The 24,971-nt window shown below is 44.9% G+C and carries 21 protein-coding genes; 6 read left to right on the top strand and 15 right to left on the bottom strand.

What is annotated here, in order from left to right:
* Window positions 1–352 precede the first annotated feature (352 nt).
* The 3 genes from MWG26_RS10445 to MWG26_RS10435 form a co-directional block, all read right to left on the bottom strand.
* Entirely contained in the window at window positions 353–2,164 is a 1,812-nt protein-coding gene (locus tag MWG26_RS10445) for an ABC-F family ATP-binding cassette domain-containing protein (RefSeq protein WP_025657613.1), read from the bottom strand.
* A 149-nt stretch (window positions 2,165–2,313) separates the two neighbouring features.
* The gene (locus tag MWG26_RS10440) at window positions 2,314–2,955 is read right to left on the bottom strand and encodes a flavodoxin family protein (RefSeq protein ID WP_025657614.1); all 642 of its coding nucleotides are present in this window, start codon (window positions 2,953–2,955) and stop codon (window positions 2,314–2,316) included.
* 502 nt (window positions 2,956–3,457) lie between these two features.
* Window positions 3,458–4,393 carry an L-lactate dehydrogenase gene (locus tag MWG26_RS10435; RefSeq protein ID WP_025657615.1) on the bottom strand — a complete coding sequence of 312 codons (936 nt, stop codon included), beginning with the start codon at window positions 4,391–4,393 and terminating at the stop codon, window positions 3,458–3,460.
* Window positions 4,394–4,541: 148 nt separating this feature from the next.
* Between MWG26_RS10435 and MWG26_RS10430 the strand changes: the two genes are divergently transcribed.
* The 5 genes from MWG26_RS10430 to MWG26_RS10410 are packed head-to-tail and all read left to right on the top strand — an operon-like array spanning window position 4,542 to window position 7,859.
* Entirely contained in the window at window positions 4,542–5,399 is an 858-nt protein-coding gene (locus tag MWG26_RS10430; RefSeq protein ID WP_117440645.1) for an ABC transporter ATP-binding protein, read from the top strand.
* Window positions 5,396–6,178: a hypothetical protein gene (locus MWG26_RS10425; protein ID WP_025657616.1), complete on the top strand. Its 783-nt coding sequence runs from the start codon at window positions 5,396–5,398 to the stop codon at window positions 6,176–6,178. Before MWG26_RS10430 ends, MWG26_RS10425 begins: the two co-directional genes overlap by 4 nt.
* Before the next feature lie 5 nt (window positions 6,179–6,183).
* Entirely contained in the window at window positions 6,184–6,579 is a 396-nt protein-coding gene (locus MWG26_RS10420) for a GntR family transcriptional regulator (protein WP_025657617.1), read from the top strand.
* Window positions 6,566–7,297 carry an ABC transporter ATP-binding protein gene (locus MWG26_RS10415; RefSeq protein WP_025657618.1) on the top strand — a complete coding sequence of 244 codons (732 nt, stop codon included), beginning with the start codon at window positions 6,566–6,568 and terminating at the stop codon, window positions 7,295–7,297. Before MWG26_RS10420 ends, MWG26_RS10415 begins: the two co-directional genes overlap by 14 nt.
* 22 nt (window positions 7,298–7,319) lie before the next feature.
* Entirely contained in the window at window positions 7,320–7,859 is a 540-nt protein-coding gene (locus tag MWG26_RS10410; RefSeq protein WP_025657619.1) for a hypothetical protein, read from the top strand.
* 89 nt (window positions 7,860–7,948) lie between these two features.
* On the opposite strand, the gene MWG26_RS10405 is transcribed toward MWG26_RS10410, so the two are convergent.
* Window positions 7,949–9,280, bottom strand: a complete 1,332-nt coding sequence (locus tag MWG26_RS10405; protein ID WP_025657620.1) for an MATE family efflux transporter — start codon at window positions 9,278–9,280, stop codon at window positions 7,949–7,951.
* A 242-nt stretch (window positions 9,281–9,522) separates the two neighbouring features.
* On the opposite strand from MWG26_RS10405, the gene MWG26_RS10400 reads away from it, so the two are divergent.
* Entirely contained in the window at window positions 9,523–10,533 is a 1,011-nt protein-coding gene (locus tag MWG26_RS10400) for an ATP-dependent RNA helicase (RefSeq protein ID WP_240285754.1), read from the top strand.
* A gap of 237 nt (window positions 10,534–10,770) precedes the next feature.
* Here the strand turns inward: MWG26_RS10400 and MWG26_RS10395 are convergent, their stop codons facing one another.
* The 11 genes from MWG26_RS10395 to MWG26_RS10345 form a co-directional block, all read right to left on the bottom strand.
* Entirely contained in the window at window positions 10,771–11,097 is a 327-nt protein-coding gene (locus MWG26_RS10395; RefSeq protein WP_025657624.1) for a cupin domain-containing protein, read from the bottom strand.
* 143 nt (window positions 11,098–11,240) lie between these two features.
* Window positions 11,241–12,005: an ABC transporter permease gene (locus MWG26_RS10390; RefSeq protein ID WP_025657625.1), complete on the bottom strand. Its 765-nt coding sequence runs from the start codon at window positions 12,003–12,005 to the stop codon at window positions 11,241–11,243.
* A gap of 14 nt (window positions 12,006–12,019) precedes the next feature.
* A complete protein-coding gene (locus tag MWG26_RS10385; RefSeq protein WP_025657626.1) occupies window positions 12,020–12,745 on the bottom strand; it encodes an ABC transporter permease in 726 nt (241 codons plus the stop codon).
* Window positions 12,742–13,506: an ABC transporter ATP-binding protein gene (locus tag MWG26_RS10380; RefSeq protein ID WP_117440646.1), complete on the bottom strand. Its 765-nt coding sequence runs from the start codon at window positions 13,504–13,506 to the stop codon at window positions 12,742–12,744. The genes MWG26_RS10385 and MWG26_RS10380 overlap by 4 nt, the downstream gene beginning before the upstream one ends.
* 217 nt (window positions 13,507–13,723) lie before the next feature.
* The gene (locus MWG26_RS10375) at window positions 13,724–17,656 is read right to left on the bottom strand and encodes a hybrid sensor histidine kinase/response regulator (protein ID WP_025657627.1); all 3,933 of its coding nucleotides are present in this window, start codon (window positions 17,654–17,656) and stop codon (window positions 13,724–13,726) included.
* Window positions 17,657–17,897: 241 nt separating this feature from the next.
* Window positions 17,898–18,521 (bottom strand): TetR/AcrR family transcriptional regulator, encoded by a 624-nt coding sequence (locus MWG26_RS10370; RefSeq protein WP_162149289.1) that lies wholly within the window; start codon window positions 18,519–18,521, stop codon window positions 17,898–17,900.
* Between the two features lie 310 nt (window positions 18,522–18,831).
* Window positions 18,832–19,842 carry a GGGtGRT protein gene (locus MWG26_RS10365; protein ID WP_117440647.1) on the bottom strand — a complete coding sequence of 337 codons (1,011 nt, stop codon included), beginning with the start codon at window positions 19,840–19,842 and terminating at the stop codon, window positions 18,832–18,834.
* 100 nt (window positions 19,843–19,942) lie between these two features.
* Window positions 19,943–20,635, bottom strand: a complete 693-nt coding sequence (locus MWG26_RS10360) for an iron-sulfur cluster assembly scaffold protein (protein WP_025657629.1) — start codon at window positions 20,633–20,635, stop codon at window positions 19,943–19,945.
* Window positions 20,636–20,969: 334 nt separating this feature from the next.
* Window positions 20,970–22,151 carry an ABC transporter permease gene (locus MWG26_RS10355; RefSeq protein WP_025657630.1) on the bottom strand — a complete coding sequence of 394 codons (1,182 nt, stop codon included), beginning with the start codon at window positions 22,149–22,151 and terminating at the stop codon, window positions 20,970–20,972.
* Complete coding sequence (locus MWG26_RS10350) at window positions 22,148–22,819, bottom strand: ABC transporter ATP-binding protein (RefSeq protein ID WP_117440648.1); 672 nt, start codon at window positions 22,817–22,819, stop codon at window positions 22,148–22,150. Before MWG26_RS10350 ends, MWG26_RS10355 begins: the two co-directional genes overlap by 4 nt.
* Before the next feature lie 15 nt (window positions 22,820–22,834).
* Window positions 22,835–24,937 (bottom strand): permuted SH3 domain-containing protein, encoded by a 2,103-nt coding sequence (locus tag MWG26_RS10345; protein ID WP_025657632.1) that lies wholly within the window; start codon window positions 24,935–24,937, stop codon window positions 22,835–22,837.
* Between the last annotated feature and the right edge of the window lie 34 nt (window positions 24,938–24,971).

The raw sequence follows: 24,971 nt of genomic DNA, 5'->3' as shown, positions 1-24,971 counted from the left end.
AGATGGTTTGGAAAGTGGGGACGAATTGGCGATGAGGGGACGCTGCAGAGGAAACGGATATGTGGTGTGGCAGGGCATAGAATAAGTATTACTGCCCCTTAAGGAAATACAGCCTGATTTTATGGATGAAATTTTTTCACCGAAAAAAATTTCAAAGAGAGCTGAGCTTAGCTGTCATCAAGACAGCTAAGTGAATCTCTCTGGTTCCATAAAATCAGGCTGTATTTCCTTAAGGGGCAGTAATACTTATTCTATGCCCTGCCACACCACATATCCGTTTCCTCTGCAGCCGGTTCTTCAATGCGGTAGGACGGCTCCACTTTAGGGGAAAACAGACGGGGGCTATTCATGATTATGTGTTTTTTTGCTCTTCTATTCTCTCTGCCAGATCATTTAAGTATACCCACCGCTCCATCTTTTCTTCCAGTTCTGTTTCCGCCTGGCTTTTCTGAGCCATCAGCTCATTTAATTTCCCGGAATTAGTAGCATTTGCCATAATGTTGGCATTCAGCGACTCTATCTTCTCTTCCAGCGCCGCGATATCCTCATCAATGGATTCGTATTCTTTCTGTTCCTTATAGGAAAACTTTAATTTTGATGGGCGGTTCTGCTTCCACTCTTTGTATGCCTGGTTCTTATCTTCCTGCTCTTTCCCAGATGTATTATGGTCTGTTTCCGCCGCCCCCTTATTCTTTTTCGCCTCCAGGTAATCTGTGTAGCCTCCCTCATATTGTACTAAATGTCCGTTTTCAAAGGCAAAGATACGGTCAGCCACATTGTCCAGGAAATACCGGTCATGGGATACTGTGATCACAATCCCGGGAAATGAATTCAGATAATCTTCCAGAATCGTCAGTGTTGGGATATCCAGGGAATTTCCCGGTTCATCCAGACAGAGGGTATTAATGCCGGAACACAGAATTTTCAGCAGATACAGCCTCCGCTTCTCCCCGCCGGACAATTTACCAATGGGTGCATACTGCATATCAGGAGTAAACAAAAAACGCTCCAGCATTTGAGACGCACTAATCCGCCCTTCCCTAGTCGGAATATATTCTGCGATCTCTTTCACAAAATCAATCACCCTCAGGCCATCATCCATGTCCTGCTCTTCCTGGGCAAAGTAACCGATCTTAACGGTTTCTCCGATTTCAATGCTCCCTGTATCGGGCTCAATCAGACCCGCAATCATCTTAATTAAGGTTGATTTTCCGCAGCCGTTTTCACCAATAATTCCGATCCTCTGATTCTTCAGGAAAATATAGTCAAAATCCTCGATGAGTTTCCTGTCCCCAAAACCTTTACTGATATGATGAAGTTCAATCGTTTTCTTCCCCATCCTGGTTTCCATGGATTCCAATTCCACCGTCTGATCCTGAACCGGAGCCGTCCCTCTTTTCAGCGCCTCCAGACGCTCCAGACGTGCTCTTTGTTTCGTGCTCCTCGCCCGGCAGCCACGTCTGGCCCATTCCAGTTCCACACGCAGCACACTCTGGCGTTTTCTTTCGCTCGCCAGATCCATCTCCTCACGCTGGGCTTTCAGCTCCAGAAAACCGGTATAATTCGCGTCATATCCGTACAGACTTCCACGGCTGATCTCCAAAATTTTGTTCGTTACCTTATCCAGAAAATATCTGTCATGGGTTACCATAATCACAACCCCCCGGTAGCGTTTAAGATAATCTTCCAGCCAGTTCACGGTCTCCTCATCCAAGTGGTTGGTCGGCTCGTCAAGAAGAAGGATATCCGCTTCAGAAACAAGCGCGCGCGCAAGAGCCACCCGCTTTTTCTGACCACCGGAAAGAGGCTCTATGACAGCATCATGATCTGTAATGCCAAGGCTGTTCAAAATACTTTTAGCCTCATTATCCGCATCCCATTCCTCCTGCTTCTTCCCTGAACTTACATAGGACAGCACGGTTGCACCTTCCGGAAATTCCTGATCCTGCCGCAGATAATTCATTTTTAAGCCATTCTGCTTAACAACCTGCCCCTCATCCGGCTCTTCGAGGCCAGCAATAATTTTAAGCAGTGTTGTCTTTCCTGTCCCATTAATCCCTATAATCCCAATTTTATCACCATCATGTATCCCATACGATACGTCATCAAATATGACCTTATCTCCAAATATCTTACTTATATGCTCTATATTCAAAACATTCATTAGACTCAGCATCCCCTTTCGACCTAATAATCATAAGGGATTTTCCAAAATACGTCAATAAACTTTTTGGGATGCTGCGCCAACACATTAAATCATTACAAATAGTTTTCATTTCTGCTAAAAAACACGGCCTTCACTGTGCTATTTACCTATACTTCCCTTATAAAATTCGTAGAATACGCTAGTTCCGTCTTTGGAAGCGCAATCCCCTCCTGCTTTCCAGCCGCAAAACACTTCACCATCCAGGCCATATTCCTTCCTATATTACGCATTGTCTGCAGTCCCTCTTCGTCTTTCATGACATCCTCCGGTTTCTGCCCGTGCACCATATTCCAGTAAGTAGACCCAACCGTGGGCATCTGCGCAATCCCGAAATACTTCTGGATTGCATCCAGTGAGGCCGTTGTTCCGCCCCGCCGTGCGGATACGATAGCCGCCCCCGGCTTATACTTAAATGCCCTGCAGCGTTCATCACTGCTATTCCCATAAAATGCCCTGTCCAGAAACGAAAGGATCCGTCCGCTTGGATGCGCATAATAAACCGGAGACCCGAATACAAACCCGTCCGCCTCATAGGCCTTTTCCACAAACTCATTTACTCCATCGTCCGTAAAAACACATTTTCCATCCCTGCACCTGCCGCACCCAAGACAGTCCCTGACCGGTTTCGCCCCAATCTGAAAAATCTCATAATCCACGCCCTCATCCAAAAGCACCCTTCCGATCTCCTCCAAAGCCGTGTATGTACATCCCTTCAAGTTACAGCTTCCATTCAGCATCAAAACTTTCATAAATCTGCCCTCCTACCAACATTTTACCATAATTATACCAGCATCCCAGCCCATAAACAAGAATCTTCCTGGCAAAGCTCCCGGCGCAAACAGCCCCGCCATCCTACCTAAACCATCACGTTCCACCAAACGATTCAATAAGCCTCCACCGCTTAGCCCCCACCCGGTGAACGTCCCATCCCTACCGCCCGGATGCACCAGCTTTAAAACCGGGAAGCCTTGCACCTGGCGGGAGCATATATGCCATTTTAAAAGTCCTAGAGTTTACGTTAGAATCCCTTAAGGAAAGAACATAGAAAACGGTGGGCAGAATTTGCCGTCTCACGGCAAATTCTGAAGCGGCCTAAGACCCGAAATTACCAAATTTCGGGTTGCATGCCGCTGGACCGCCATTTTCTATGTTTTTTCCTTTAGGGATTCTTACGTAAACGGAGCCGATTTTTAAAATGGCATATATGCTCCCGCCAGGTGCAAGGCTTCCCGGTTTCAAAGCGTCCCCTCTCTACAAAGATTCCATAATTTTCTGAAGCCCCTGTGCCGACTCACTCAAAGCATCTTTTTCCTGTGCATTCAGAGGGATCTCTATAATATCCTCCGCCCCATTTCTTCCTACCACAGTAGGCAGGCCAATACAGACGTGATTGAGCCCGTAATGACCCTGAGCCAGGCTGGAGACTGTCATAATCGAATGCTCATCACGCACCAGCGCCTGGGCGATTCTTTTTACTGCCATCGCGACAGCATAGAAAGTAGAGCCTTTTCTGTCTATAATCTCATAAGCGCTGTCGCGGACTTCTTCGTATATTTCATTGAGCTGAAGGCTGTCGCGGGTTCGCCCGTGCTGGCGGCAGTATTCGTCTACAGGAAGGCCTGCCACCGTTGCGCTGCTCCAGACTGCAAGCTCGCTGTCACCGTGTTCTCCGATCATCCATGCATGGATATTTCGGTAATCCAAATTGAACTTCTTGCCCAAAAGATATTTGAGTCTTGCGGTATCCAGCACGGTTCCGCTTCCGATTACCCGGCTGGCCGGAAAACCAGACAGCTTCAGCGCCAGACTGGTTAGGATATCTACCGGATTTGTCACAATCAGCAGAATACACTCGGAATTGTATTTTACAATTTCCGGGATGATCTGTCGGAAAACCTTTGCATTCTTAGCGGAGATATCCAGCCTTGTCTCACCCGGCATCTGATTAGCACCTGCCGTCACCACAACCAGATATGCATCTTTAAGATCCTCGTAATCTCCGGCATAGATATCAGAGGGGACGGTAAACGGAATACCGTGCCCGATGTCCAGGGCCTCTCCTTCCGCCTTGCGCCTGTCAATATCAATCAGGACCATTTCATTGAACAATCCGCTTTCCACCAGTGTATATGCGGTTGTGGCGCCTACGCCGCCGCATCCGATAATTCCACATTTTTGAACATTCATTCTTCTTCATTTCCTTTCTGTTTTCTGTTATTATTTCCCATCACTTATATTTTGTATTCCCCTATTGACAAATATATATTTAGGGTATACTGTATATATAAACATACACAGTATATATACAGTAAGATTCACAGTCAGGAGGATCGCTATGGACAATCTGCTTGAAATCAAAAATCTGAACAAAACAATTGGAAGTTTAAAACTCACAGATATTAATCTTACACTGGAACCTGGATATATCATGGGACTGATCGGCAGGAACGGCGCAGGAAAAACCTCCCTGATCAAGACAATCCTGCGCCTCTATCAGAAAGACAGCGGGGAGGTCTTCATCAACGGGCATTCCATGGACACCCAGGAGCGCCGGGCAAAGGATGACATTGGCTTCGTACTGGATGAATCACCCTTTGAAGACAATCTTACCGTTGAAACAAACGGGAAATCTTTCGGTTCCCTGTATTCCCGGTATGACCATGCACTGTTTCTGAAGTTCTGCAGCAGATTTGAAATATCCCCCAGGCAGAAGGCCGGGAAACTTTCCAAAGGACAGAAGACCCGGTTTCAGCTGGCCTTTGCACTCTCCCATGATGCAAAGCTTTTCCTGATGGATGAACCCTCTGCTGGCCTGGATCCTCTATTTCGCAGAGAACTGCTTGGTTATATGCAGGATATCGTAGAGAACGGCACACGCAGCATCCTGTTTTCCACCCACCTTACTTCCGATTTAGATCAGATTGGAGATTATATCGCCCTTATGGATAACGGCAGCCTCTGCCTCCAGCTGGATAAAGAGGAATTAAATGAAAGATTCTATATCGCATATGGTACCCGGGAACAGATTGAACACCTTTTCGGCGCCAATGTGATCTGTCGTCTCCACGAAGCATACCGTAGCTCCCTGCTTATTGAATATCCGCGGGAAGGACAGCTGCTGGAACTGGAAACAGCAAGGCCGACACTGGATGATCTGATGTATTATCTTAGCAAAGGGGGTTTTATCAAATGATCCGGATTATCTTAAATGATTTATGGCTGGATGTTAAGAGAAACTTTTTAACCTTTATTCTGTACTTTATCGTATACGCTGTGATTGTAATTCTGGGTGTACAGATCGCACTGGTTCAGTTCTTGAGGGATCTTCAGATATCCGGCAAGGATTACAGCGCTGAGATACTTGCCGCCATGGAGTCCTCCCCAACGCTCCAAGCCGCTGCCGTATCGATCACAGCCGTTGCGACAATCCTGTTTTTATGGCTGGTTTTGAGAAAAATGCCAATCCGGCTTGCCATGCCGCTTTACGTCTGTGCCGTGGGCGAAAAAGAAAAAATGCATTATCTCCGCTTTCACCTTGTCGTAAAAGTCATCTTAAGCCTGCTGCTCACCATCCTGGTACAGCTGTTTATGTCCGGACGTTTCTTCCTCTTGGGAGGCTGGATGGAGATGGTTGTCCAGCTTGGATTATGGTTTTTCCTGATTCTGGCGCTGAACCTGCGCACAGACCCGGGAAACCGGAAAGAGGCGCTGGAGGCAGCGCCTGATATGGTCACTGAAAAAAGCGAGGAAGTCATTGCAGGAGTATACTGGTTTGCACTGCTGATCGTAGAAAACATTGTATTCTATACGCTCGCCGTTACACACATAACATGGAACCACTGGATATTCCTTGTATGGATGCTGCTCTTTGCAGTCAATGCCCTGATTGCCGTGCGGTGCAGTTCCCCTATCCTTTCCTATATGCTCTCTTATGAGAAAATGTACTATCCTCTTCCGGATAAAAAGGAGTGAGCCCTTTGAATATATTTATAAAAGAAGATTCCAGCCTGCCTATATATGAACAGATCGTACAGGCCGTAAAAAATTCCATATTAAACGGAGAACTGCTCCCTGGCAGCATGCTTCCCTCCATCCGTTCTCTTGCCAGAGATCTAGGGATCAGTGTCATTACCACAAAACGCGCCTATGAAGACCTGGAGGCCGGGGGCCTGATTTACTCCCAGCAGGGAAAAGGATTCTTTGTAAAAGAACCTGACAGAGAAGCGCTTCGGGAAGAACAGCTGAAACGCCTTGAGGACGCTGTGACAGAATGCGTCAAAGAAGGGCGGCGTCTTGATTTGACCTGTGCCCAGTTTCAGGATATGATACAGATACTTTGGGAAGGAAGTGAGGATTCAGATGACCGTATTTGAGTGTGCAGGCATCAATAAAAAATATAAGAATTTCACCTTGGAAGACATCTCTTTCCGGCTGGAGAGCGGGTATCTTACGGCACTGATCGGCCCGAACGGCTCAGGTAAGACAACGTTATTCCATTGTATTTCCGGGGCCGCCCGCAATTTCACGGGAGACGCTTCTATTGACGGGATTTCGCTGCGCAGCGAACCGGAAAAGTATAAGGAGAAGATCGGCTTTGTATCCGAGACACTATCTTTTTATCTGGAAAGCTCTATATTGGAAAACGGACATCTGCTGGGCACATTTTTCTCTGACTGGTCCATGGAAGATTTCTATACCTATCTGGATAAAATGGAACTCCCCCCTTCAAAGCCGCTTTATCAGCTGTCCAAGGGGGAAATGATGAAGATGCAATTCTGTTTCGCCCTGGCCCACCGCCCGCGCTTTTTGCTCCTGGATGAGCCTATGGCCGGTTTTGATCCGGTATTCCGAAGGGATTTTCTTGCTATGATGCAGGATATTTTAAACAAAAATATCGGAATCCTGCTCTCTACGCATATTACAGAAGATCTGGACAAATTGGCTGATTATGTCCTTGTACTTAAGGATGGAAAGCTGGTACAAAATAACACCCGTGAAGTCCTGGAGGATCAGCACAGGAACACTGACCCAAAAAGGAAAGCGCCGGATGCCTCGTTTGAGCGATTTCGCATCCGTGATTTATTATCCTGATATAAAGAAGGAGGACGATGGTATGAACCTTTATCAAAAAGAAAAAGCTCGCATCCGCATCGGTTATCACTATTTTATCATGGCAGCCTGCATGTACTTCTTTTTCATGCAGGTCCAGAGCGAAACATCGATGCAGATCAGCGCCATGAATGCCGGAATGGGTGTTGGGGATAGTGTGATACTGGCGCCGGATTCACCGGTATCGTTTGGCCACTCCGCATTCTGGATCGGAATCGTGCTGGAGATGTTTTATCTGAACCGCCGTTTATTCTGGATCCGCGAGAGGGGGCGCTTAACATTTCTTCTCAGAAAGTATGACACGCTTCCGGTTTCCAGACGTGATCTCTATATAGCAAAAGCAAAAGTTATGCTGAAAGCTTATGCTATTTATCTGATCGCTTTCTTGATTATTTATTATGAAATTATCTTATCGAACTATTTATCAAATGCCCTGTGGCTGGAACCGATCCCCTGGATACTGCTCTGTTTTATCCTTGGATTTCTCATAATCCTGGCGCTGCTTGGCATGGACTGGCTGCAGGATCGGCGCACAGGCAGCTGACAGGAGTTTTATTAAGCCTTTTTCGAACCCTTTGATTGATAAAGAGGAGGCCGGCGATGCACCCCCATGCACCGCCGGCCTCCTCCATTTTATATCAGCCTGCTCTTCTTCCACACTCCCGAGAAATAAAATCCCAGGGACAATGCGGTTCCAATCAGCCAGCCCACGGGCCAGGACAGCCAAATTCCTGTGGCCCCCCAAATTCCAGAGAATAAATAGGCGAGCACGACACGCAGGATAAGATCTGAAAAAGTGGCCGCCATGAATGCCTTCATTGCTCCCGCACCTCTCAGAATACCGTCCGAGATTAATTTTAAGGATATGATCATGTAGAACGGCGAGACAATCTTTAAAAATTCCACGCCTACATCCGCAGCCTGTTCTCCACCTTCACTCATAAACAGCTGTACAATGGGCCTTCCACAGAAAAAGAAAAGCAGAAACACAGGAACGGCCACACTCAGAACCATAAACACACCGGAGCGGAATCCCTTCGCAACACGTTCCGTCTTCTGTGCCCCAGTATTCTGTGCTGTAAAACTGGACAAACCATTTCCCAGCGTCGTAAAAGACGTGATTGCAAAGGTATTGATCTTCATTCCCGCAGAATACCCGGCTACCACCGCAGAACCATAACTGTTGATCAGACCTTGCACAAACAAATTTCCGACGGAGATAAAGCTCTGCTGCAGAATGCTTGGAACAGAAATCTCCATGATCTTTTTCAACATAGAACCAGAAAACAGCTTGTATTTTAGGCTTTCCACTGCCTTCAGGCGCTTCCTTAATGTAATAAATGCCAGGAATGAGGACAGCCCCTGTGCCAGAAATGTAGCCCACGCCACTCCGCTTACGCCCATATGAAAGTTGATCACAAACACCAAGTCCAGAACGATATTCCCCAGCGAAGAAGCGATAAGAAAGTACAGCGGCGTCCTGGAATCGCCCAGGGCGGTAAATACTCCCGTGCAGATATTATACAGAAACAGGAAGATCAGCCCGCCTATGTATATGTTAAGATAAAGCGCCGAATCGCCGAAAATGTCTCCCGGAGTCTTTAAGAGAACCATCAACGGCCTACTGAATATAAGCCCCAATGCGGTCAGCAGAGCGCCGATTCCCAGGACCGTCAGCAGAGAAGTGCTGACAGCGCTTTTCATCTGTCTATATTCCTTTGCTCCAAAATACAAGGAAATGACGACGGAGCACCCGATATTAAGCCCGGTCGCAACTGCCATAAATATCATGGTAATCGGATAAGATGCCCCGACCGCAGCCAGTGCATTCACGCCTACGAACTTGCCTGCAACAATACTGTCTACTATATTATACAGCTGCTGGAACATGACGCTTACCAGCATCGGAATCGTAAATTTCCAGAGAACCCCTGATGGTTTTCCTACTGTCATATCTGTTATCATAAAGTATCACTCCCGTCTTTCGTATCATGTATTAGTACATCGTATAATAATTAACTGCCTCATAAGCTAACCTTATTTTACGATGTACTAGTTGGCGCCACAACATTTTCCATTCTACCACTTTTGGAAAAAATATGAAAGATTTCTTAGAACTTTATGAATTTTTGATGTTATCACTTGAGTATACATGAAAAAAGTTATACAATGACCACCAGTAATATTGACATTTGAGGAGGATCTGCATGAGCACTGCAAAGAAGAATAGCACATTCTTTGATGACGATTTTGAAGTGACATATGAAGAAGATGTCCCTTTCACATATAGCTTTGATACCAAACAGACAACGAAACAATTATCCGATGCGACGGTAGTACTGGATGCCCCGGATTACCGAAGCATGCCCGGCAGGCGTCCGGAACCGCCTTCCATGAATACGGAAGGCGTGTATCAAAACCGTTATGTAGACAGCTATGACGGTATGGACGACGGATATACTGATGATTACGATTCAGATGACTTCGACGTGGAATACTATGACAGCGATGATTACGAGGATGAGGAATATGACATCGATAACCGCTATGGCCGCCGTTCACGCAGCGATTACAGGGATAATGATTATGGCAGGTGTTCACGCAGTGATTATATAGACGATGATTATGACAGCCGCTCCAGCGGAGGCTACAGGGATGCCCCCCGGCGGCGCAGAAAAAATGCAGGCCCGAACGTATCCTGCCTGCTCTCTCCTGTCAAAAAAACGGCGAAATACGGAACAAAAGGGATCTATCGTGTTGCCCGTTCCGTAGTCAGAATTGTATCCCTGCTTATAACTGCCGGGACTTTTGGCGTACTCGCCTATAATTTCTGGCGCGGCGCTGCACCTTACGGCGATCCTCAAACCATCCTGACAGAAAAAAACTACGCCCTGGCCGCCTACGCGGCTGTTGCCGCTGTTTTTCTTCTGTTTGAACTGATTGCCCTGTTCTGGTCGATGACAAAGATGCGGATCCGTGAAGGACGGAAAGTTTACAAAGAGGATACGGGCAGAGGCCTGTTCTCCTTTATCTTCATTTATATTGCATCCTATCTTTCGTTCCTGTTGTGCTCATTTCTGCCAGACACCTTAGGTTCCCTGGCAATTCTTAACGGAATAAAAGGAGCCCTGGACGTATTCGGCTCCCTTCATAATATACTGCTCGGCCTGTGTCTCGCAGGTGTAATCTCCTGTCTCGTACGCAGACATATGAATTAACAAGATTATAAATATAATCTCAATCCAGTATTCCTGTAGTTTTATATACGAACGCAAAATGTCCATTACTATTACCTGCCGTTTTTCTGCCCCCTGGTGATATAATGGACATTTGAACGTTGCCTATGGTTAAAATACCGTCAAAGTAAACCAGCAGGACAGCCGGTCCCCACCTCCAGACATTCCTATGCTCTCTTCCTGACAGCATCCGCCCGTTTCCTGCGTTTTGCTCCGCCCCTATCCTTTAATAATCAAAGCCATAAATACAAGATCTTCAAGCCCCGTATTCGCCAGCGCATGTCCGCAGTGATCCGGTGTAAAGGTAACATCCCCGGCCTTTACCGCACGGCTGCTCCCATTATCATCGTACATCCCTTCACCCGAGAGAATATAATAAGTCTCACTTTCCCCCAGATGTTCGTGGTATCCGAGAGTACACCCAGGCTCCAGTGTTACTTCTGCATATAGTCCGCATTTTCCGTTTAATTCTGTTTCTCCGAGAATGTGTTTGATTATGACATGTCCTTCTCCTCCGCACATATTCTCTACTCTTTCCGTCTTCATAATAAATGCCTCCTTCATCCTGTTAATGCCTCTTCCTGACAGCATCATTTTAACACCTTACGCTGTCTGCTGCAATGCAGATTTTTCGTTTATCCGTTTGTCTCCGATTCCTAAATCTGACGCACTTCTATTATTCTCTGTACTTATTTCATTTCTTTCTTCCCAAACCCAGTGACGGCCAGTGCAAGAGCCAGCAGGAAAATCAGAACCGCCCACGGCAGGAACGGAAATATGGAAAACACAGTATCTGATGCCTGCGTTGTAAAAGCATGAAGCGAGCAGGATACCAGATATCCGCTGTAGCAGTAAGGATAGACAATCCAAAGCGGCGTATTGGCGGCCAAAACCCCTGGAATTACAAGAAGCAGATTCAGGCCAACGCAGAGAATCGGTTTCTCAAATAGTACTGTAACGGCCCACATAGCCGCAATTGATGGGAGCATAGTGAGAAACAGGCCCGCACACCATTTCAGCAGATAGAGTATCGGCATCGTTTCTGTAATTCCCGATGTCCGCACAGCAATCTGGCCGGCTGCTGCAAAAACCACAAGGAAAACCACCATTTCCATAAAGAGATAAAACACCAGTACAAAAAATTTCGCTAAAGACAGTGCATGCCGTCCGACTGGCAGTGCCAGCATTTTTAAAATTCCATTGTTCTGCATTTCCCGACCCCCAATCATGACACAGACAACCATCATGGAAAATGGCAGCAAATAGTAGGCATAGACAAGCGCACTCTGCATGAACATCGCTGACCATGCATTCGTGTACTCCGGTGTGAAATAGCTGCTTATATTAGCGATCCCTGTAGCCACCACCAGCAGAGGGGCGGTAAAAATCAGGGGAATCATTTTTGAACGTTTTACTTTCATAAACTCGATTTTGATCAATTCCCAAAAAGTCATTTGCACATTCCTCCTTACTCATAGCGCAGTATTTTTGCCATCCACATTCCGGCACCAAGAAAAAGCAGTGTCTCAGCCATTGAGACTAGCATCACCATTATATCCGGTCTGGCACTCATAGCAACTGCAGGCTTGAGCATTACCACAAATGGATGAATCATCAGCAGCTCCGACTTCCCATTTGCCAGAGCCATCCCGCTCAAAAAACCGGCTACTCCTATGCCCAGCGGAATCCACATATTTTCAAAGCGGGAAGATATTAATACCATAAATGCCAGTACCGGCATAGATGTGATAAATGAATATGCAGCAAATCGTATCAGTGTAAACAATTCAAAAGTCCCCGGCGGCAGCTCTGTCCTCCCGATTTGCAGGAGCGCCAGATTCTGCAACACAATTGCTGCTAAAAACAGGATTGTTATCATAAAAAATTTACACAGATACATACCTGGGACGTTCACTGGCAGCATATACATCTTTTTGACGGCACTGCCTTTAAACTCCATGTTATAGATCATACAGGCCGCCACAACGATACCAAACATATTGAGGACCATGAGCATACCGTAAAGCTGGGTCAGCAAAACATCCATTGGCTCCAGGGGCAGGTTCAGCAGCGTATCTTTTCTCACTAAAAAGTTAGCAAGAGCATATAGCGCACCCAGGGCGCCCACCGCCAGCAGCACGGGAATCACACCGGTTCGTTTTTCTTTCCGGAGTTCAATTGCCAGCATTCTCATAACTTTGCCCTCTTCTTTCTGGACGCATTGTCTTTATCGATCATTGCAAGAAACATCTCTTCAAGATTTTCTGCGGCATATCCGGCCTGCAGCGCGCTCTGTTTCAAATCAACCAGACTTCCTTCAAATAAAAGGCACCCATGATTAAGAATCCCTATGTCATCCGCTATTAATTCGATTTCAGACAGCATATGGGATGAAATCAGAATTGTACAGTCGTAGAGCTCGGGAAGTGATCTGACCAGATTGCGGATTTCATGTATGCCGGATGGATCAAGGCCATTGGTCGGCTCATCTAAGATGAGAATCGGCGGCCTGCCAAGAAGTGCACCTGCAAGCCCAAGCCGCTGTTTCATCCCAAGCGAATATTTTTTGGCCAGACGGTCACCGAATTCCGTCAGGCCTACCAATTCCAGTGCGTCCTCTACCGCATTTTCCGGCAGTTCCAAAATCCGCCTGACAATATCCAAATTTTCACGGCCCGTCAGATTGGCATAGAAAGAAGGCGACTCGATGAAGGAACCTGTTTGTTTCAGAATCTCTAGACGGTTCTCCGGAAAATGTTTTCCGGCGATGCTGAAGCTTCCCCCTGTAGGCGCGGTCAGCCCCAGCAGCATTTTCATAGTCGTAGACTTGCCTGCACCGTTCGGGCCGAGGAATCCGTAAATTGTACCCTTTTGAATGTGAAGCGAGACATGATTGACGGCGGTAAACCTTTTATAACTTTTCGTCAGCTGATCCGTTGAAATAATATAATCCATAAATACATCTCCTTTCGATGTCTCTATGGTATCAAGGGTACCTGACACTAACATTATTATAACCTTACATTTATCTTACATTTTTTTCAGCCTATGTTTGTTTCCTAATAGCTCAGAACAATTTCTATATTTATTCTCATTATAATTCACTATTGCTTTCGTACAAATAACACTTGCAGCAGAATACCAAACAAAAAACATTTTCTGCTTTTGACTATCAATTTAAATATTCCTCCAAAGTTGCATACAGTAATTCTGGTTCTATGGGTTTTGCTAAATGGGCATTCATTCCTGCTGCTTTTGATTTTTCGATATCTTCATCAAAAGCATTCGCACTCATAGCGATAATCGGTATGCTCTGTGCGGATTTTTTCTTTAACTTTCGAATTGCTCTGGCAGCTGTTAGTCCATCCATAATTGGCATACGAATATCCATCAGTATTGCATCAAAATACCCCTGCGTTGAAAGCGTAAAAGCTTCAACCGCCTTTAATCCGTTTTCAGCAACCTCCACTTCCCATCCTTTCGCATTAAGCAATTGCTTTGCGACTTCTATGTTCAGTACATGATCCTCCACCAATAATATCCGCCTGCCAGTAAAATCAAACTCCCTAGGAGTCTCTGCTTGCAGATCCACCCCCGTAGCCGTCAGATTATTTCCGTTCATTTCATATTGGATTTGCGGCCTTTTCATTGTTTTACTTCTAACCCCAAGGCTAATTTCAACATGAAACTCTGAACCAATTCCTTCTGTGCTATTGACTGAAATTGTCCCTCCCATAATATCCACAAGATTTTTACAAATTGCCAGGCCTAACCCTGTCCCGCCATATGGGTTTGTAATTCCTGTACGTTCCTGCTCAAATGGTTCAAACATCCTTTCTTTAAATTGATCACTAATACCAATCCCCGTATCGCTTACTGTAAAGCGCATGAGCGCTTTATCAGATTCTAAGTGAAGTTGTTGAACCATAAACTGTACTTTTCCTCCGGCCGGAGTAAACTTTATAGCATTAGAAATTAGATTAATAAGTACCTGCTGTATCTTCATGGAGTCACCTGCATAAAAGTCTTCTGTAAAGTTTGTCACAATACAGTCATACTCTACTCCTTGATCCGCAGCTAATTCATAAGCCATTGTATTAACGCTGTTTAAAAACTCTTCGAAGGGGATTTCTTCATTTTTTAAAGTAACCTTCCCGCTCTCGATACGGCTCATATCTAAAATATCATTAATGAGTGACAAAAGAAAGCGGGCCGAAATCTCCACCTTGGCAAGGCAATCAGAAATCCGTTCAGGATCATTTACATACTGAGCAGCCAATTTTGACATTCCGATAATGGCATTCATAGGCGTCCTGATTTCATGACTCATTCTGGATAAAAACTCTGTTTTAGCCACATTTGCCTGTTCTGCCTGCAATAATGCATTCTTAAGTACTTCCTGATGCTGTTCCTGCTGTTCAGTAATAGTGGATATATCGGTTCTTGTAAATATAACCACGTTTCTGCTTGAATCTAAATACATAAACTGCCATTTTTTCATACGTTTTTTTCCCTTGAACACAATAGGAAAAACACAGATAAAAGTATCCTGCATCTGAAGCTGCTGTTCAACATATTTGCTCCCCAGCATATTTATTGCATTATTTTGATATTCATCAGGTATAAATTTATGTACAAACTCTGGCAAACCATATCTATAATCCACATTAATGCCGATTTCCATCTCCTCTTCCAATTCAGAATAGTGATAGCAGCTTAATTGCTGCGTGTCAATATTAAGCAGCCCTAAAAATTCATATTCCTGATCTACAATTCGTTCCACTATAGTTGCAAGCTGTTTTTCTTCATGGATATCATAGGTGTACATGAAACACATAATATCGCCATTTTCTGGATTTTCAAAGGTATTGATGATAGTCCTAACCCAATAAAACTGGTTGTCTGCCATTCTTCTTTTATACTCAAATGTAAAGCTCTGCTTTCCGGACTCATAAAATTTAATTAGGCTTCCTGCATTCATTTTACTTAGGTATTCGTCTTTCATCCCGGCCGTTTCACACTGAAGTGCTACTACTTCTATGGCATCTGAATAACTATTGCTTTCGTTAGAATATATCATGCGGCTGTCGCAGGTATAATTATCTACTAAATCTTTACTGACATTAGCACGACATTTTCCTAAAAGAGAATTACTTTGGATTGCCTCTAAATTTTTCATTTCTTCATCAAATTTCCTTTTAGCAAGAACAAACTCGGTTATATCTTCCCCTAATGCCACACCAATTATCGGCTTTCCATAATCATCAAAAATCACTGAATATGTAATGCGGACCCACTCAACCCCTAATTTTTCTTTATTGTAGTGTATAACAGCGTTAACTGGATTCACTCCTTTAGCTAAAGATTCATAAAGATTCGTGTATTCCGCCGTGCTGTCCGGCATAATATACCCACATTGAATCCTATTTGAATAGCTGCATCTCTGTTCAGCATGAAACCCTAACCGATTTGCACCAGGGCTAAAGCTAATAAAAACATCATTTTGTATATCATAGGTGCATAAAAAAATCTCTGTTGATGCTATTGCCAGATCTATCTGTTGTTTCTCAATCAGCACTTTTGTTTCTTTGGTTATATTTTTTCCTACTCCAATAGTTTTCAGTACATTACCTTTATGATCTTTAAGATTGGTATAATATATCCGCTCGCATAACCAGCCTTCTCCTTCTTTACTTGTCATCCATATATCTTTGCAGACCTCTGACTCTCCTGCTTCTACCAAACGATATAATTCCCGAAAATCCTCAATGCTTTCTGACTTTATATGTCCATTTTTAATGGTGTTTTCTACAAAATCAGGTATTTCTGTTCCTGCCCCCGGATACAGCTTTTCCGATTGAATTGTCTGAATCAATGCGTGAGTCGTAATATCATAGGTCCAAATATTCACATCCGCATTTTTAAGAGCAATATCTGATATCACTTTATTTTCCAGCAGAGCGATTTCTGTTTCCTTTTGTCTTGTAATATTATGATAAATGCATTGTATCAATGGTGCTCCCTTATCTTCTCCTATTTTTCTCCCCTGAAGATGAACCCATACCACATGACCATTTCTATGCCGCTTACGCAATTCACAATCCATTACTGTGTCATATTTACATACTTTGTGAATCTCACGAGCCAGCATCTCTTTATCCGCAGGATGGATCAATATAGTAGCATCCTGACCAATCAGTTCCTGATACTCGTCTATAGTATGTCCTGTTAGAACCGGCACGCCGTCTGAAAAATAACTTATTTCAACAACATCTGAAATCCTGTAAATAGCTACGCCGCCCGGAATGGCATTGATAATATTCTGCATTTCAATTCCAGTCTTCTTTGCCAGAAGCTTAGCCTCTATTTTTTCTGTTACATCTGTAAAGCTGATATAATAACAAAGTTTATTTCCGAAGCTTTTAGTAATTCCACGTACAGCAATCTTAAGATTTCGGCCATCTTCTGTATTCATTCGAAATATCTTATAGAACATAGCACCTTCTTTTGCGTTTTCATCTAACATTGATTTGTAACTTGACCTATCTTCATCGCGGATAAGTGCGCAGATATCTTGATCGCAATCCTGCTTAACTTTTGAAAAAGGTATTTTAAGCATGCGGCATAATCCGCCACTGACAAAATCCAGATAATATTTACCATCAGGGCTGCGCTCAATGATGCCAAATCCGCCCTCAAAAATATCAATAACTGCATGCAACCGATCGGCGTTTCTTTGATGATTAGTAATTTCCTGTATACAGCAGGCACAGTACCCGGACTCCGGACTGTAATATCGGATTTGCAGATATTGCTCTTTCGTCGGGTTAAACTCTGACAAAGTTCCAGTGGTTCTTTCATCTACTGCTTTTCCAAGAAGTATCAGCCATTTTTTACCTGCATTAGGAAAAACTGTGTAAAAAAGGTTGTCCTGCATCTGCTCCAGTGCAATCCCCATTAGTTCAGCTACTGCTTTATTTACATAGACAAAACGAAAATCAATAGTTATTCCGAATGCATTTTTGGCCGGAGCTAACAAGCAGAACGCACATGGACTATCGTCAAAACACACACTATAGTGATTCAATATAAGTTTATTTTCCATAATTCTTTTCCTCTCTGCCTTCCGTTAAATCTGACACACCAAATGGATTAACTATCAATAACTGAAGGTGAATTCTTTGTCCATTTATTTCAATTTTATTCCTTTTTCTAATATCTTTTATTTTTACCTCCTCTTCAGATCGTTTTATACATACCACTAAAATACAACAAGTTTTTTGTGGCTTATTGTAGGACACAGAAAATTTAGAAAATAGTCGTCATTAGACGACTATTTTAACTAGCTAAGATCTAATTGCATCCAGTACAGCAGCAACATAACCATTAATAATTTCTTTCGCAGAGATATTATCCTCATTATTATATAACTCAGGTTCTCTTCCAATACGATATAGCATTCCTGTAAAAGATGAGGATATCCACAAATATGTCAAATTCAAATCCAGATCGGCACGAATGCTTCCATCTTCAATTCCCTCTTCCAAGAGACCATAAACAAAACTATATTTCATTCTTTTTCGCCCATGCCTTTTGGTTTCGATATATGGGGAAAGTAATTCATAGGGAACTTCATCTAACCTTGTCCAATAATTATCGATTTCCTGCATGACAATAACAGAGGGCATATTCGGTTGGAAGAGGTAAACGTGCATACGGAGGGCAAATTCTAATTGTGTCAATCCGTCCCTGCCTTCCACTGAATAGGAATGGAACATTTCTTCATAACGTTCATTAAAGTTCTGGGAATAACGCTTCGTAGCTTCTTTAATTAAATTGTTTAATGTACCAAAATAACGCTGAAGTGAACGTGTGCTCAACCCTGACTTTTCTGCAATCATTTCCCGTGTACAATTCGATATTCCTACTGTCTCAAAACAGTTAATTGCGGCCTGGATTGCATTTTCCATGTTCCGCTCCCTGTCTTCTGCAGTCGGCATCCGTCCTCACCTCACTTTAATCATTCATATTAATCTGCCAAGTATATGATTACTTAAAGCAAATCCAACGTATATATCATGCTAAAATACCGGTAACAGTATATCATGTTTTTCGACAAATTGCAATAAACCGGTCTCTCTGACAAGTTTCCTGCTCTGAAACTCTGAAGACTCTATGGTGCTATCATAATACTGCCAAAAAAGTATAGGAGTGGTCTGCATATTCATGCCCTGACCACTCCTAATCATATTTTTAATCCAGTTTTCTTTCTCTGTTTTCTTAGAACTTGCCTTCTTTAGCAGCCTCCTCGATGCTGACCGCTACAGCCACCGTCATTCCGACCATCGGATTGTTACCTGCCCCGATCAGTCCCATCATCTCTACGTGTGCCGGTACGGAAGAGGATCCTGCAAACTGAGCGTCAGAGTGCATACGTCCCAAAGTATCTGTCATACCGTAGGAAGCCGGGCCTGCGGCCATGTTGTCCGGATGAAGTGTACGACCTGTACCGCCGCCTGATGCTACGGAGAAGTACTTCTTGCCCTGCTCGATACATTCTTTTTTATATGTACCTGCAACCGGATGCTGGAAACGAGTCGGGTTGGTAGAGTTTCCTGTGATGGACACGTCTACGCCTTCTTTGTGCATGATTGCAACACCCTCACGCACATCATTTGCGCCGTAGCAGTTAACCTTTGCGCGGAGTCCGTCTGAATAAGCTGTTCTCTGAACTTCTTTGAGTTCTCCTGTATAGTAATCATATTCTGTCTGGACATATGTGAATCCATTGATTCTGGAAATAACCTTTGCAGCATCTTTTCCAAGACCGTTCAGGATAACACGCAACGGTTTCTGGCGAACTTTGTTTGCTTTCTCAGCAATACCGATTGCACCTTCCGCTGCTGCAAAAGATTCGTGTCCTGCCAGGAATGCGAAACAGTCTGTGTCTTCTTCCAGAAGCATCTTTCCTAAGTTACCGTGGCCAAGACCTACCTTACGCTGATCTGCTACAGAACCCGGGATACAGAAAGACTGAAGTCCTTCTCCGATCGCTGCCGCTGCGTCAGCTGCTGTCTTACAGCCTTTTTTGATTGCGATTGCTGCACCTACGATGTATGCCCAGCATGCGTTCTCAAAACAGATTGGCTGGATTCCTTTTACCTGATTGTAAACATCAAGTCCGGCATCCTTTGTAATCTTTTCTGCCTCTTCAATAGAAGCAATGCCATAGCTATTTAATACTTCATTGATTTTATCAATTCTTCTTTCATATGATTCAAATAAAGCCATTTAATTGTCCTCCTGATTTATTCTAACGTTACCTATATGACACCTAGCTAAGCACAGCACATGGACAGAATCCATGCGGCGCGCACTCCGCCTGTGCCGGCTATTCTTTACGTGGGTCGATGATCTTCACAGCGTCAGCAACTCGTCCATACTGGCCTTTTGCTTTTTCCCACGCATCGTTCGGTGTATCGCCTGCTTTGATGAAGTCTGTTAACTTACCAAGGCTCACAAACTGATAACCAATAATCTCATCGTTTTCATCCAGCGCGATTCCTGTTACATAACCTTCAGCCATCTCCAGGTAACGAGGACCTTTTGCAAGTGTTCCGTACATTGTACCAACCTGAGAACGGAGGCCTTTTCCTAAGTCTTCCAGGCCGGCGCCGATCGGAAGTCCATCTTCTGAGAACGCACTCTGTGTTCTTCCATAAACGATCTGTAAGAAAAGTTCTCTCATTGCTGTATTGATAGCATCACAGACAAGGTCTGTGTTAAGTGCTTCTAAAATAGTTTTTCCCGGGAGGATCTCAGATGCCATAGCTGCTGAATGTGTCATTCCTGAACATCCGATTGTCTCAACTAAAGCTTCCTGAATGATACCATCTTTAACATTTAAAGTCAGTTTACATGTACCCTGCTGAGGCGCACACCAGCCTACACCGTGTGTCAAACCAGAAATATCTTTAATCTCTTTAGCCTGTACCCATTTTGCTTCTTCCGGAATTGGAGCTGGTCCGTGATTTGTACCCTGGGCTACCGGACACATCATTTCTACTTCATGTGAATAAATCATGTTAAAACTCCTTTCAAATATGTATGATTTTCATCCTATATGCGCTTGATATTTATTTAACGCCATATATGTCATATTTTCGCATAATTTTCAACTTTCGTCAATTGTAAGATTCTACAAGTTTAGAGGTAGATGGACGCATTTTTCAGACAACATTTGCTCTGCATCAGTAATCAAAGGAAGCTCTCCGTCCTCATATTATAATCAAAGAGGAAGAAGAGCTCCTTCTTCTGCTGCAGATGCCCCGAGACCATCACTTCATCGGCTCCGATGCCGTGCAGCGGGGTGCACGGCACGGTCTGCACAGTAACCCCTGAAGTTCTTTTCTATTTGTTTATCCTGTATACCTCAAAGCATCAATCGGCCGTTTCTTGGCCGCTTTATTTGCCGGATAAATTCCAAATACCACCCCGATACCCATGGAAAAAGCTATGGAAATCCACACCACACTGACTGACAGTTTATATACCGCATCACTATCTCCTGCCGCAGAAATAATCTGCAATATGCCCCATGACAGCAGAATTCCTATTACACATCCAAGCAGGCTGAGCATCAGCGCTTCTATGAGAAACTGCAGCATTATCGTCCCTCTGTCCGCGCCGATCGCCTTGCGAATCCCGATTTCCCGGGTTCTTTCTGTTACCGATACGAGCATAATATTCATAATGCCAATCCCTCCTACTACAAGCGATATTGCTGCAATACCACCAAGCAAAAGTGCCAGTGTATTATTCACACTTTCCATTGCCTCCATGATTGTTGACTGGTTCACGATTGTAAATGCATCCTCATCCTGGCTGAACCGTTCCATCATGGTCTCTGTCAGAACAGCTTCTGCATGATCCAGCGTGTCTTCTCTGGAGGCGGATACACAAAATGAGGTGATATTCGATGATACGTCTTCCGTTAAACGGATCAAAGACGTATACGGGATGTAGGCCTCATAGTTTTGAATTGTGGTCGAATCACTGTCTCTGGCGGCGAGCACGCCGATAATCTCATAGTCCACGCCGTTCAGGCTGACCGTTTCGCCTACCACGTTCATTCTGCCCAATACATCCGTTGCAAGCCCTGCATTGATAACTGCCACGTTCGTATGGTTTTCTACATCCGTATTCTTCAGAAATCTGCCCGCATACAGCTCTAAGTCCTGTATATCGGCATACGCCCCTGTTGTGCCGTATATGCTGGCAGTTTCTTCTGAATAAGTACTGGAAGCCGTAACACTGCTCTGTGCCACCGGCGCCGCTTCCCTGATTTCTTCGTCCTCCGCCAGAACCGTAACATCCGCTAGCTTCATAGGATTGCCTTTGTCATCCTTTACAGATACTGTCAGAAGATTGTTGCCCATACTGGAAATCTGGCTGCTCACTGATTCCGTTGTTCCACTGACCAGAGATACCAGTACGACCAGGGAAATCACTCCTATGATAATCCCCAGCATAGTCAGAAAGGAGCGCATTTTATTAGAGGAAATAGATTTCCATGCCATTTTCATTGATTGCGCTATCATCGTGCCACCTCCCTGATCTTCCCGTCCAGGATATGGACGCTCCGGTCTGCCTGTCTTGCTATGGAATCGTCATGCGTGATCAGGACAATGGTACTGCCCTGCCTGTGCAGGCCATGGAACAGTTCCATAATCTCTTTTCCGGTTGCAGAATCCAGATTGCCGGTCGGCTCATCGGCCAGGAAAAGAGACAGCCTGGATGCAATTGCCCTGGCAATGGCAACTCTCTGCTGCTGTCCTCCGGACAGTTCATTAGGTTTATGTCTGCCGCGGCCCGCCAGACGAACCTTTTCAAGAGCCTGTGCCACCCGCTCTTTCCGCTCTTCTCTGGGAATCTTCTGATAGATCAGCGGCAGTTCTATATTTTCTGCCGCCGTCATATTTCCTATCAGGTTAAAGCTCTGGAAAATGAATCCGATCTTTCGGCTTCTGATTTTTGCCAGCTCTGTCTCCGTATACTCCTCGATCGGCTGTCCATCCAGCAGATACTGTCCGCTGTCTGCCATATCGAGACAGCCGATAATATTCATCATGGTCGATTTCCCGCTCCCGGAAGGGCCTATGATACTGACAAATTCCCCTTCCCCGACCCGCATACTGGCATGGTCCAGCGCATAAACCTCAGACTCACCGATTTGGTATATTTTCGAAACATCATTTAACACAATCATATTTTAGTCCCTCCGCTATTTTGAAAAATCGAAACCGTCGGGACCGCCCTCAGGCATGCCGCCTGACGGCATTTCTCCACCGGACCTATCCTGCCCGAAGCCGCCCATCATATCCTGGGACATATCAAAACCGCTGTCTGAACTCTCTGCTTTCAGGTAATACACGGTATCACCGCTTTTGAGGCCGCTGATAATTTCCACCTGGCTTCCGTCGGAAAGACCTGTCTCAACCTCTGTCTCACCGGTCGGATTTCCGTCTTCATCCGTGCCTGTATAGACAAAAGTACTATTCCCCTTCTCCTGAAGAGCGTTTACGGGAATGAGTACCGCATCCTTAGATTCATCAATCTGAATTATTGCAGAAACACTCATGCCAAGCTTCATGTCATCCGTCTTTTTCATCGTGATTTCTACCGGATATTTGGCGCTGCTGCTCCCGCTGGAGGACGTGGCAGAGACTTTCGTTATCGTTCCCTCGAATTCCTGGTTTTCCAGCGCATCTAATGTGATGACAGCCGTCTGTCCCTTTTCAACAGAGAGAATATCCAGTTCGTCTACATTAATTGATACGACCGTCTCGTCAGGACTTGCTATGGAAAATGCTGCCGCCTCATAGGCACTGTAATCGGACGATGAAGTTCCGTCTGAAGAACTGCCGCCGGAGCTTCCTGAATCATTAGAAGCTGCCGCCGTACTCTGGCCGGTTCCGGTAGTAGTAGTTCCTCCACTTTGCGTGTTTGCTCCGTCTGCAGTGCTGTTCCCGTTATTTTCCGTGCCGCCTGAACTGCCTTTGTCCAGTCCGGATACCTGGCTGCTGTCTGTACCGGATGCTGCGTCCGAGGTACTGCCTCCGTTCTGGGCAATCCCGTTGTTTTCTGACGGCTGGTCTGCACCCGATTGTTCCGCGTCTTTATCCGCTGCGGTCTTTGCAAATTTTGCCTTAATTCTTAATATACTATTTCCATCATCATCTGTAAGCACCTCGAAGGACACATCCGCACCTTGAATTTCCGGCAGAATATTACCTGAGAAAACATATCCCTCTTTCGCTGTCAGCTTTATGGTTGCAGTATACACCGTTTTTTCCAGGAAGGCTTCCGTCGAACAATTCCATGTAATAGTTCCTGTATACTCATCCGTTGCTTGTATTTCTGCCTGCGGTTTTTCTCCGGTCACAGGAGCTGATACCTTCACATCGCAGGACTCAATACGGATCTCGTCCCCTCCGCTTTTCTCCGCGGCGGAGCTTTCGCTTTCCTCGGCTGTGCTGACTACCGCAGAACCGTCTGTGTCAGCCTGGTCAGTAGTACTTGATTCGGTTTGTGTAATATCCGCGGTAAGATACATCATACTTGCCTGACTGGCAGATGCCGTCCCTGGCATACTCATAGTTTTACTTTCCGACGATGTCCCGGCTGAGGAGCTACTCCCCGCTACCGAGACCGATGTGCTGCTGGCTCCTGATGCCGAACCGGCAGTACTCCCCGATGCCTGTGTGATTACCGTATCCGCAGCGGCATTGATACTGCTGATTGTACCTGCGCAGGATGCGGTAATGACTTTTGATTCCAGAAGCGTATTCAACGTGGCCTGCGCTTCTTTTAGTTCCTCCAGCTGACCGTTCAGTACTTTTGATTCCAGATATTCTGTTGTTCCTGCTGTCTGTGCCTCTTCAGACAGATCATTGATTTCTTCTTCTACACTTTCAATACTTTCCTTCACCTCCAGAAGCTGGCTGGCGATGGATGCCTCATCCAGAGTAGCCAGCTCTTGCCCCTCTTTCACTGTATCGCCGCTCTCTACCAGCACTTCTTTTACTTTAATGCCTACCGGTACTACTACATCAGTGGCTGATCCCTCTGCCAGTGTTCCCGTACCCACCACCGTAGTACTAATGCTCCCTGTGGATGCTGTGGCCGACTGCACAGTCATCCCGGCAGCCTTGTTTTCTGATGCCTGATTGCGGAACAAAACCCCCGCTACAATAACTGTCACTAATCCAACAGTCAATACTCCTGCCCAAAATATTTTTTTCTTTCTTAACTTTTTGAATCTGCCTGATTTTTGAATGCCACCAATACAGGACGGCAGCTTTATCTCTTTATTTTGATTCTCCATCTTTTCCTCCTGTCAGTCCGCTCCTCATATTTTC

It is taken from the genome of Faecalicatena contorta, from assembly GCF_022835095.1.
In the GTDB taxonomy this organism is placed as follows: domain Bacteria; phylum Bacillota; class Clostridia; order Lachnospirales; family Lachnospiraceae; genus Faecalicatena; species Faecalicatena contorta.
The sequence above is the reverse complement of the archived record's forward strand: the minus strand, read 5'-3'. Positions and strand labels throughout refer to the sequence as shown.

Coding starts and splice junctions, on each gene's coding strand:
- MWG26_RS10445 (WP_025657613.1), bottom strand. CDS start 2,164: ATGAATGTTTTGAATATAGAGCATATAAGTAAGATATTTGGAGATAAG.
- MWG26_RS10440 (WP_025657614.1), bottom strand. CDS start 2,955: ATGAAAGTTTTGATGCTGAATGGAAGCTGTAACTTGAAGGGATGTACA.
- MWG26_RS10435 (WP_025657615.1), bottom strand. CDS start 4,393: ATGAATGTTCAAAAATGTGGAATTATCGGATGCGGCGGCGTAGGCGCC.
- MWG26_RS10430 (WP_117440645.1), top strand. CDS start 4,542: ATGGACAATCTGCTTGAAATCAAAAATCTGAACAAAACAATTGGAAGT.
- MWG26_RS10425 (WP_025657616.1), top strand. CDS start 5,396: ATGATCCGGATTATCTTAAATGATTTATGGCTGGATGTTAAGAGAAAC.
- MWG26_RS10415 (WP_025657618.1), top strand. CDS start 6,566: ATGACCGTATTTGAGTGTGCAGGCATCAATAAAAAATATAAGAATTTC.
- MWG26_RS10410 (WP_025657619.1), top strand. CDS start 7,320: ATGAACCTTTATCAAAAAGAAAAAGCTCGCATCCGCATCGGTTATCAC.
- MWG26_RS10405 (WP_025657620.1), bottom strand. CDS start 9,280: ATGATAACAGATATGACAGTAGGAAAACCATCAGGGGTTCTCTGGAAA.
- MWG26_RS10400 (WP_240285754.1), top strand. CDS start 9,523: ATGAGCACTGCAAAGAAGAATAGCACATTCTTTGATGACGATTTTGAA.
- MWG26_RS10395 (WP_025657624.1), bottom strand. CDS start 11,097: ATGAAGACGGAAAGAGTAGAGAATATGTGCGGAGGAGAAGGACATGTC.
- MWG26_RS10390 (WP_025657625.1), bottom strand. CDS start 12,005: ATGACTTTTTGGGAATTGATCAAAATCGAGTTTATGAAAGTAAAACGT.
- MWG26_RS10385 (WP_025657626.1), bottom strand. CDS start 12,745: ATGAGAATGCTGGCAATTGAACTCCGGAAAGAAAAACGAACCGGTGTG.
- MWG26_RS10380 (WP_117440646.1), bottom strand. CDS start 13,506: ATGGATTATATTATTTCAACGGATCAGCTGACGAAAAGTTATAAAAGG.
- MWG26_RS10375 (WP_025657627.1), bottom strand. CDS start 17,656: ATGGAAAATAAACTTATATTGAATCACTATAGTGTGTGTTTTGACGAT.
- MWG26_RS10370 (WP_162149289.1), bottom strand. CDS start 18,521: ATGGAAAATGCAATCCAGGCCGCAATTAACTGTTTTGAGACAGTAGGA.
- MWG26_RS10365 (WP_117440647.1), bottom strand. CDS start 19,842: ATGGCTTTATTTGAATCATATGAAAGAAGAATTGATAAAATCAATGAA.
- MWG26_RS10360 (WP_025657629.1), bottom strand. CDS start 20,635: ATGATTTATTCACATGAAGTAGAAATGATGTGTCCGGTAGCCCAGGGT.
- MWG26_RS10355 (WP_025657630.1), bottom strand. CDS start 22,151: ATGATAGCGCAATCAATGAAAATGGCATGGAAATCTATTTCCTCTAAT.
- MWG26_RS10350 (WP_117440648.1), bottom strand. CDS start 22,819: ATGATTGTGTTAAATGATGTTTCGAAAATATACCAAATCGGTGAGTCT.
- MWG26_RS10345 (WP_025657632.1), bottom strand. CDS start 24,937: ATGGAGAATCAAAATAAAGAGATAAAGCTGCCGTCCTGTATTGGTGGC.